At 64.0% G+C, this 6,417-nt stretch carries 6 protein-coding genes; 4 read left to right on the top strand and 2 right to left on the bottom strand.

What is annotated here, in order from left to right; translation table 11 throughout:
• Positions 1-597: 597 nt before the first annotated feature.
• Genes F3J10_RS23135 through F3J10_RS23125 form a run of 3 tightly spaced genes read left to right on the top strand, consistent with a single transcriptional unit; the run spans position 598 to position 2,230 of the window.
• Positions 598-966, top strand: coding sequence for a helix-turn-helix domain-containing protein (locus F3J10_RS23135; RefSeq protein WP_084152604.1), 369 nt, complete (start codon positions 598-600; stop codon positions 964-966).
• Between the two features lie 39 nt (positions 967-1,005).
• A complete protein-coding gene (locus tag F3J10_RS23130; protein ID WP_167243074.1) occupies positions 1,006-2,001 on the top strand; it encodes an aldo/keto reductase in 996 nt (331 codons plus the stop codon).
• Positions 2,002-2,026: 25 nt separating this feature from the next.
• Entirely contained in the window at positions 2,027-2,230 is a 204-nt protein-coding gene (locus tag F3J10_RS23125) for a helix-turn-helix domain-containing protein (protein ID WP_025101150.1), read from the top strand.
• Positions 2,231-2,300: 70 nt separating this feature from the next.
• On the opposite strand, the gene F3J10_RS23120 is transcribed toward F3J10_RS23125, so the two are convergent.
• Entirely contained in the window at positions 2,301-3,923 is a 1,623-nt protein-coding gene (locus tag F3J10_RS23120; RefSeq protein ID WP_025101151.1) for an NAD(P)/FAD-dependent oxidoreductase, read from the bottom strand.
• Between the two features lie 500 nt (positions 3,924-4,423).
• Between F3J10_RS23120 and F3J10_RS23115 the strand changes: the two genes are divergently transcribed.
• The gene (locus F3J10_RS23115) at positions 4,424-4,876 is read left to right on the top strand and encodes a GNAT family N-acetyltransferase (RefSeq protein WP_167243073.1); all 453 of its coding nucleotides are present in this window, start codon (positions 4,424-4,426) and stop codon (positions 4,874-4,876) included.
• 2 nt (positions 4,877-4,878) lie between these two features.
• Here F3J10_RS23115 and F3J10_RS23110 read toward each other — a convergent pair whose 3' ends face one another.
• Positions 4,879-6,231 carry a cytosine permease gene (locus tag F3J10_RS23110; protein ID WP_167243072.1) on the bottom strand — a complete coding sequence of 451 codons (1,353 nt, stop codon included), beginning with the start codon at positions 6,229-6,231 and terminating at the stop codon, positions 4,879-4,881.
• Between the last annotated feature and the right edge of the window lie 186 nt (positions 6,232-6,417).

Genomic DNA, 6,417 nt, shown 5'->3' with positions numbered 1-6,417 from the left:
TTCGCCAGCGCTCCCACATTAACGCCTTCTGGCTATCTGTATAGTAGATCCGCCGTCTCTGTTTCATGACAACACTCCTTGCCGCTTCGCAGCTCCAAGTATGTTGCATCGACGGGTTGAATCCGCAGTCGATAGCCGCCGATCCGGAAATGCGCGAGTGTAGGTCTTGGCGTAGGTTTGGGCTTCAGGCCTTGTCAGATAAGGCGCAGGCACTGCTGCATCATCGCGTGTGGTTGGTCGTGACGTCGGTGGATTGCGTGCTCATTTGGCCGGGAGAAGTTGCCTTGGCAGGGGAATTTACCAGTGGGATGGGGAAGGGGCGCGGAGTTGGCCGTTCGGCCGGGGACATCATGATGCTTCTCAGGTGATGCGCAGGCGTGGCGACATCACCGATGCTCAACTCACCAGGGCGAGATATATGCACCCGGTATGCGGGCGACCGGGGCCGGCGCCCGTTTGTTCGCCAGTTGATCATGACCTTGTTGTCGGTGGGATCTCGAGGCGAGTCCGGACAGGCGAATAACCACACTCTCATAAGGTATGGCTTGCATCATACCTCTCCCAAAGGTACGATCCGATCCATACCTTGAGGAAGACATGCCCGAAACCTTACCTGCACCGCCGATTGACGACATCGAGCTCGGGGCCGTATTGGCTGCACTGGCCGATCCACTCCGGCGTGAAATCGTTGCCAAGCTGTCGGTTCTGTCCGACGGCGCCGAATGTGGATGTGCCCCGTTCGGTTTTTCCGTCTCGAAAGCATCGCTTACGCATCATTTTCGTGTGCTGCGCGAGTCGGGACTGATTCATCAGACGGACTACGGCAATCGTCGAACTTCTCATCTGCGCCGCGCGGATATCGACGCCCGTTTCCCGGGTCTGCTCGATATGCTGCGCGCCGAGCTTTCCGCGGGTGGTCTTTCGTTGGGGACGGGCGATCTCATGGAAGCATTCAGTCCAACCTGATATCTCACGCCGCTTCGGCGCTCAACAAGGAGTAGCTTCATGGACTATGTCAAGCTCGGCTCGACCGGCCTCGACGTTTCGCGACTTTGCCTCGGTTGCATGACCTTCGGAGAGCCCAATGCCGGCGTTCACGAATGGACGCTTGGCGAGGCCGACAGCCGGCCGATCATCAAGCACGCGGTCGATCTCGGCATCAACTTTTTCGATACCGCCAACGCTTATTCAGCAGGCACGTCCGAGGTGATCGTCGGCAAGCTTTTGCGGGAATTCACGCGTCGCGAAGAGGTCGTGATTGCCACCAAGGTTTTCCTCCCCCCGGAAATGCTGGAGGGTCGCGCCGCGCCCAATCGCAAAGGCCTTTCACGCAAGGCGATCATGACGGAGATCGATGCCAGCCTGAAGCGGTTGGGTACTGACTACGTCGATCTTTATCAGATTCATCGTTGGGACTACGCTACCCCGATCGAAGAGACCATGGAGGCACTCCATGATGTCGTGAAGGCCGGCAAGGCTCGCTACATCGGGGCATCGTCGATGTTCGCCTGGCAGTTCGCGAAGGCGCAGGAGACGGCACGCCTCAATGGCTGGACGCCATTTGTCAGCATGCAGAACTACGTCAATCTGCTGTACCGCGAGGAAGAGCGCGAGATGATCCCGCTGTGCCGCGATCAGGGGGTTGGGTTGATGCCGTGGAGCCCCATGGCGCGGGGGCGCCTTGCTCGCCCGATTGGCGAACAGACCAAGCGCAGTGAGGGGGATGCTTTTGGGAAAACGCTGTTTTCGGCAACGGAAGAGGCCGACAATGTCGTGATCAATTCTGTCGAGGCAGTCGCAAAGGCCCGTGGCGTGCCGATGGCTCAGGTTGCGCTGGCCTGGGTGCTGGCCAAGGATGGCGTGTCAGCTCCGATTGTCGGTGCATCCAGGACGCGGCATCTCGACGATGCGGTGGCGGCGCTCGACGTCAAGCTGAGTGCGGAAGACATCAATGCACTCGAGGCTGCTTATGTACCGCATGCCATTGCCGGCCACGAGTAAGTAGGGCATCGAGAACACTCGGCGCATGATTCAGTGGTTGCCATGCAGGCTCGCATTCGCTCATCGAAAGGGCCTGCAACTCATGGAGGCGCGCCGTTTGTTGCGCGCTGGCGCGCTTTCGGTTTCCACGACGGCATTTGAAGTCGGCTACGAAAGTGCCGCGCAGTTCAGCCGTGATTACATGCGCAAATTCGGCATATCGCCGAAATACGACATGCCGGAAGCCTGATTTTCCTGCCCTCCGGCCGAGACAAAGGGGGCGGCGAACCGATGGACCTTGGTTCGCCGCTCCCGCCAAATCAAGACGCACTCGCCCCCGTGATGCTCAAGGCCACCGCCTGCGCCACCTCGATCCCGTCGATCGCCGCCGAGTAAATCCCGCCCGCATAACCCGCACCTTCCCCCGCCGGATACAGCCCCTCGACATTCATGCTCTGGTAATCATCCTTGCGCCGCACGCGGATCGGCGACGAGGTGCGCGTCTCCACGCCGGTCAACACGGCATCGTGCATGGCGAACCCGGCAATCTTCTTGTCGATCTGCGGCAGCGCCTCGCGAATCGCCTCGATCACATAATCCGGCAGCGCGGTGCTGAGGTCGGTCGGGCGCACGCCCGGCTTGTACGACGGCACCACCGAGCCCAGCGAGGTGGACGGCCGGCCGGCGATGAAATCCCCGACCAACTGCCCCGGCGCGTGATAATCGCCGCCGCCCAGCTCGAACGCGCGCTCTTCCCACTTGCGCTGGAACGCGATGCCGGCCATCGGCCCGCCCGGATAATCTTCCGGCGTGATCCCGACCACGATGCCCGCATTCGCATTGCGCTCGGCGCGCGAGTACTGGCTCATGCCGTTGGTCACCACGCGGCCCGGCTCGGAGGTGGCCGCCACCACCGTGCCGCCGGGGCACATGCAGAAGCTGTAGACGGCCCGCCCGTTGCTGCAGTGATGCACCACCTTGTAATCGGCCGCGCCCAGCAGCTTGTGGCCCGCGAACTTGCCGAAGCGGCTGCGATCGATCAGCCCTTGCGGATGCTCGATCCGGAAACCCAGCGAGAACGGCTTCGACTCGATGAACACGCCGCGATCGTGCAGCATCTGGAAGGTGTCGCGCGCGCTGTGGCCCACGGCCAGCACCACGTGGTCGCAGCGCAGCGTCTCGCCGTTCGAGAGCTTGAGCGCGCGCACCTTGCCCTGCTCGATCTCGATGTCGTCGACACGCGTTTCGAAGCGCACCTCGCCGCCGAGTTCGTGGATGGTCGCGCGCATCTTCTCCACCATGCTGACCAGGCGGAAGGTGCCGATATGCGGCCGGCTCAGGTACAGGATGTCTTCCGGCGCGCCGGCCTTGACGAACTCGTCCAGCACCTTGCGGCCATAGTGATGCGGATCCTTGATCTGGCTGTACAGCTTGCCGTCCGAGAACGTGCCGGCGCCGCCTTCGCCGAACTGCACGTTGGATTCCGGATGCAGCACGCTCTTGCGCCACAGGCCGAAGGTGTCCTTGGTGCGCTCGCGCACGGCCTTGCCGCGTTCGAGGATGATGGGGCGGAATCCCATCTGGGCCAGCAGCAGCCCGGCGAACAGGCCGCAGGGGCCCATGCCGATCACCACCGGGCGCAAGGCCGTGCCGTGTTCCGGTGCCTTGGCGACGAAGTGGTAGCGCATGTCCGGCGTCGGGCCGCAATTCGGCTTGCCGGCGATGCGCTCGAGCGCCGCCGCCTCGTCCTTCACCTCGAGATCGACGATATAGGTCAGCTTGACGTCGGCGCGCTTGCGGGCATCGTGCGCGCGGCGGAACACCGTGTAGCGCAGCGGCTCGTCCACGGCCACGCCGAGTTCGGCCAGGCGCGCGCGAATCGCGTCATCGAGATCGCTCTCGGCATGATTGAGGGGCAGTTTGACTTCGCTTAGCCGTAACATGAGTACTCGAATGCGGTCGCCACGCAGCCGTGGCGATGTTGTGACGTATGTGGGCCGGCATGCCGGTGGCGGCTGGGTTCGCCATCCTGGCATCGGGGATGCAAGGCATTCATCGCCGGAAAAACGGTACGCGGGGCTGCACACTGACCAGGCCGGGCCGCTCGGCGCGCCGTCTCGAGGCGCCTGTCGCCGAGGCGCTTTCCCGCTTCGAGCGATCCGGCTGCAAAAAACGTTCCGGATCCACCCTGGCGGCGCCGGCGGCTGGTTGGTGCGAAAGCCGCGCCATGCGGGCATCGCCGCCCTTATCGTTAGGCTGGCCAGCATGGAAGGTCGCTATTATAAATGCCGCGCGGGCGTCCGGCTGTCGGACGGCGGCGGGAGCGCATCAGGGCGGGTGACGCCTGGCTCCCGGGCCCCCGCATCGATCACCTCGGCACCTGTCCCCATCCATCCCCAAGCACCCCATGCACCCCATGCACCCCATGCACCCCATGCACCCCATGCATCCGACTCTCCGCCCAGCCACACCAGCCGATCGCCAGGCCATCGAGGCAATCGTCCAGCAGGCCTACTCGCCCTACATCGCACGAATGGGCAGGCCACCCGGCCCGATGCTGGACGATTACGCGGTCCTGATCGACGCCGGCCGGGTCCGTGTCGTCGAGACCAACGGCGCCGTCCAGGGCCTGCTGGTGCTGATCCCCGAAGCGGAGGCGATGCTGCTGCACAACGTGGCCGTCGCTTCTGCCGCGAGGGGAACCGGGCTCGGGCATCACCTGCTGGAATACGCCGAGCAGGCGGCCAGGGCGTCAGGCTACTGCGTCATCCGTCTCTACACGAACGAGACCATGACGGAGAACATCGCGCGCTACACGCGCATCGGCTACGTCGAGACGCACCGCGAGCCGGACGGCATGAAGCGCGTCTTCATGAGCAAGCCGCTCACGGCCTGAACTCAGCCGCGCACGAACCAGGTCCGTTTCGCCGAGCCGAGCATGCCGCGATAGACGATCCAGGACACCGCGAAGCTCGCCGGCGCCGACAGCGACTGCGCGGTGCCCGTCATGTTCATCAGCACGAGGCCGGCGAAGGCCCCCGCGAGCCACGCGCTCAAGCCGCCCGGATTGAAGGCCGGGACATGCGAATCGCGATACTCGATCGTCTCGCCGACCAGTTCGTCGTAACGGGTCGACAGGATATGCGCGAGCGCGACACCCACCCAGGCGACCACGAAGATGCCCTGGTAGGCGAGTGCCTGGAGGATCTTCGAGAACACGTCGGCCATCATCAGCGCATAGACCACGGCGCCGACCACCAGCACCCACACGAATTTCGGCGCGCGCAGCCCGGCCAGCTTGCCGAAGAAGGCCTGCATGTTGATGGCGGCGAGGTAGTAGTTCGCCGTGTTGATGCGCGATTGCGTCACCCACACGAACAGCAGCCCCCAGATGCCCATCAGCTTGAGCAGGGCCAGCACCACCGAGACTTCCGACAAGGTGCCGAGCCCCGGCGTGGTGCTGACCAGATAGATGCCCACCGCGCCGTTCAGCAGGAAGGTGACCAGGTAGAACGGCATGCCGAAGTTGAAGCGGCCGTGATAGACGGCGTCCTCGCGGCGGCCGAAGCGGGCATAGTCGAAGGTGAACATCATCAGCACCCAGACGCCCATGTAGTACACGAAGCAGTTCCACCAGCCGTTGGCGGGCACCGCGCCCTTGGGCCCGAAATCGAGCCAGGCGGCGTTGTAGCCGTATTCGTGCGTGGTCAGCACCACGGCCGCCAGCAGCCCGAACAGATAGAAGGGCAGCAGCACGCCGTTGAACTTGTCGAGCCAGTGCTGCACGCTGCCGAACACCAGGGGCACGCTGTAGGCCACCACGATCAGCGCGGCCCATCGGTAGTCGAGCACGGGAAACAGCGTATGGGCCGCCACGGCGATCACCGAACCCTCGAACACCGCGTAGTAGATGGCGGTCGCGAAGAAGATCAGGGTGGCGAGCGCGGCGCCCGAACTGCCGAACAGCACGCGCGAGAACAGCGCGACCGACAGCCCGGTGCGCACGGCATACCGGCTGATCACCGAGTTGACCAGGCCATAGGCCACCACCGACAAGGCCATCCCGATCAGCGCGTTGCGCGCGCCATAACCGAGCGCCAGGGTTGCGCCCACGACGATATAGAACACCGCGCTGCACACGGCCCACCAGGCCATGGTGAGCGAGAAAGCCGGCATGCGGGCCTGCTCCGGAATCGCGGCGATCGATAGATCGAGATCGCCCGAGGCGGCTTCCTGCTTCAGATTGGCCATCGAACTGCTCCTCAATACACAAGGGATATGGAAATGGCCGCGTCGCGAGCCAGGGAGGCGATCGGCCGCGACGTTGCCGGAACGACGTGCAGGACTTGCCGCGCGCGCCTCGAACGAGCGCAACGCTTCGCGCGCGATGCTGGACATCGCGCGAACGATCGGGAAACGGGGGGACGAGGGCGGCTG

This window comes from Burkholderia sp. Cy-637 (assembly GCF_011753175.1).
Classification (GTDB): Bacteria; Pseudomonadota; Gammaproteobacteria; order Burkholderiales; family Burkholderiaceae; genus Burkholderia; species Burkholderia gladioli.
The sequence above is the reverse complement of the archived record's forward strand: the minus strand, read 5'-3'. Positions and strand labels throughout refer to the sequence as shown.